Source organism: Longimicrobium sp. (assembly GCF_036554565.1).
Classification (GTDB): domain Bacteria; phylum Gemmatimonadota; class Gemmatimonadetes; order Longimicrobiales; family Longimicrobiaceae; genus Longimicrobium.
The window spans coordinates 1-2,598 of sequence record NZ_DATBNB010000768.1 but is presented as its reverse complement, the minus strand read 5'-3'; the positions used below and the strand labels follow the sequence as shown (position 1 = coordinate 2,598).

The window sequence follows — 2,598 nt, the reverse complement described above, 5'->3', positions numbered from 1 at the left end:
TGGAGATACCTCGGCAGCCTGTCATCCTGAGGCGCAGGCGCACTGTACCGGCCCGTACGCTGAGCCCCGCGCGCCGAAGGATCTAGCCGCGGATACGAAACAACCATGGGCGCGGCAGCGCGCACGGCAGCCGAGGCCTCGGCCCCGCTGGGGCGACTGAAGTCGCGGCTGCAACGGCACGAAGTCCGCCTTCGCGGACTGCATGCGCAGTCGAGTGCGTGGGGCCGGCGGCACCGCAAGCGAATTCTCCCCTCTCCGCATGCGCAGCATGCGGGGAGGGGCCGGGGGAGGGGCCCGCCGCGGCATGCGCCGCAACCGGTCGAACCGCCCCACCGCTTCGCCAGCCGCGTCGAGCCCGAGGCCAACGCATCCGTGCCGCTGCCGCACCCAAGCTGAGAAGTGACGCAGGCAAGATCCTTCGGCCCGCGATGAGTGATGTGCGGGAAAGTGCGGTGCGCCTGGGCCTCAGGATGACAGGCCGTGGTGGCGCCGACCCGACCGAAGCGCACCGGGCTGGCTCCCTTCCCCCGCGCAGTTTGCGGGGGAAGGGCTGGGGCTGGGGGGCGCCCGGGGCAGGCGCCACCCCCGGTCGCACCGCCCCGACTCCAATTCAACGCACGAATCCATGCCCGACGCACTGACGCTCACCAAGTTCGAAATCCGCTCCTCCGACGGCGGGCCGCCCATCCGCGGCGACGTGCGCGTGCGGGCGGGGCACCGGCCCACCGCGGCGGTCGTCATCTGCCACGGCTTCAAGGGCTTCCGCGCGGCGAACTTCTTTCCCAGCCTGGCCCGCGCCGTGGCGGCGCACGGCTTTGCGGCCGTCAGCTTCGACTTCACGCGAAACGGCGTGGGCTCCGACGGCGTCGACTTCTCCGCGCTGCACCTGTTCGCCGAGCAGACGCACTCGCGCAACGTCGACGAAATCCGCCAGGTGCTGGACGCCGTGTGCAGCGGCATCCTGGTTCCGCGCAAGCCGCGCAGGATCGGCCTGTTCGGCCACTCGCGCGGCGGGGGCGAGGCCATCCTCGCCGCCGCGGAAGACTCCCGCGTGGACGCCCTGGTCACCTGGGCCGCCATCGCCGACGTGGCGTCGCGGTGGAGCGAAGAGCACGTCGCCACGTGGCGCTCCGGCGGCGCCGTGCACGTCGAAAACACGCGCACCAAGCAGATGATGCCCGTGGGCCCGGACTACTGGCGCGACTACGAGGCCAATCGCGAGCGGCTGGACATCGGTGCGGCGGCGGCGCGCTTGTCCGCGCCCTGGCTGATCGTGCACGGCGACGCAGACGCCACGGTGCCGGTGGACGAGGGCCGCGCGCTCTTCGATGTGGCTGGCGAAGATGCCGAGCTGCTGATGATCGAGGGCGGCGACCACACCTTCGGCAGCCGCCACCCGTACCCGGGCGCCACCCCCGAGCTGCGGACGGCGGCCGACGCCACGCTGGAGTGGTTCGGCACACACCTCACATAGTGAGTCGTTCGAACGTTCGCTCGCACAGGCGTGGACAACCGGGCGGGCGCTGGTTATGATACCGCCTTCCGGCCCTGGGCGGGCCGCCGGCCAGAGAAAATCCCTGACCCCTCGCTGGAGAACGATATGCCCTACGTGATCGCGGAACCCTGCATCGGCACCAAGGACGCCAGCTGCGTCGAGGTCTGCCCGGTGGATTGCATCTACGAGGCGAACGACCAGTACTACATCAACCCCGACGAGTGCATCGACTGCGGCGCCTGCGAGCCCGAGTGCCCCGTGCAGGCCATCTTTCCCGACACGGACGTGCCGCCCGAGTGGTCGGATTACATCGAGCGGAACCGCGTGCTTTCCGACGGCTGACTCCCGGCGGGGTTTCCGCGGAACGAACGAAAGAGGGGCCGCGTCCACACCGGACGCGGCCCCTCTCCTCATCTGCCACCCACCGAATTGATCAGCGGTTCAGCACCTTGCCGGCGTAGCCGTTGTCGGGGTCGCCGCCGCGCTTGAGCACCCGGTCTACCGTGCCCGTGCCGCGGTTGTAGGCCGTCAGCGCCAGCTCCACGTCTCCATGGTAGCGGTCGATCAGCTCCTTCAGGTAGCGGAAGCCGATCTCCAGGTTGGTGGCCGAGTCGCGCAGCTGGTCTTCGGTGACGCCCTTCTTGAACCAGCGCGCCGTGGGAATCATCAGCTGCGTGAGGCCGATGGCGCCCACGTGGCTGGTCGCGTAGTCCTTGAACTCGCTCTCCGTTCTCACCAGCCCGAAGGCGATGCGCGGGTCGATGTCGTTCCTCACCGCGGCCGCGTAGATCTCCTCGGCCAGCTTGTCGGAGATGGTAAAGCCCTTGCGGCGGTACAGCGCGGCCAGCGACTGGGCGGTAACGGGCTCGTCGGTCTTGGCGAGCAGGGGCGGGGTCGGGTTCTTGACCACCACGGCGGGCAGCTTCAGAGCCACGCCCTCCTTGATGGCGGTGCGAACCAGGCTGCGGCGCTCCCTGCCATCCTTGGTGTCGAGGCCGCCCGTGGCCACTACGCCCACCTGCACGGCGGCGGTGGCGAGCAGCATCGCCTGCACGGCGCGTGAGCGGATCAGCGACCGAAAGTCGTTGGCCCGGGGGGCACGC

Annotated in this window: 3 protein-coding genes; 2 read left to right on the top strand and 1 reads right to left on the bottom strand. The window is 70.0% G+C overall.

What is annotated here, in order from left to right; all coding sequences use genetic code 11:
* Positions 1-625 precede the first annotated feature (625 nt).
* Positions 626-1,474: an alpha/beta hydrolase gene (locus VIB55_RS21695; protein WP_331878763.1), complete on the top strand. Its 849-nt coding sequence runs from the start codon at positions 626-628 to the stop codon at positions 1,472-1,474.
* Positions 1,475-1,600: 126 nt separating this feature from the next.
* Positions 1,601-1,837 carry a ferredoxin family protein gene (locus VIB55_RS21690; RefSeq protein ID WP_331878762.1) on the top strand — a complete coding sequence of 79 codons (237 nt, stop codon included), beginning with the start codon at positions 1,601-1,603 and terminating at the stop codon, positions 1,835-1,837.
* A gap of 91 nt (positions 1,838-1,928) precedes the next feature.
* On the opposite strand, the gene VIB55_RS21685 is transcribed toward VIB55_RS21690, so the two are convergent.
* Positions 1,929-2,598 (bottom strand): lytic transglycosylase domain-containing protein (locus VIB55_RS21685; protein WP_331878761.1); only part of this gene is annotated, 670 nt, incomplete at its 5' end.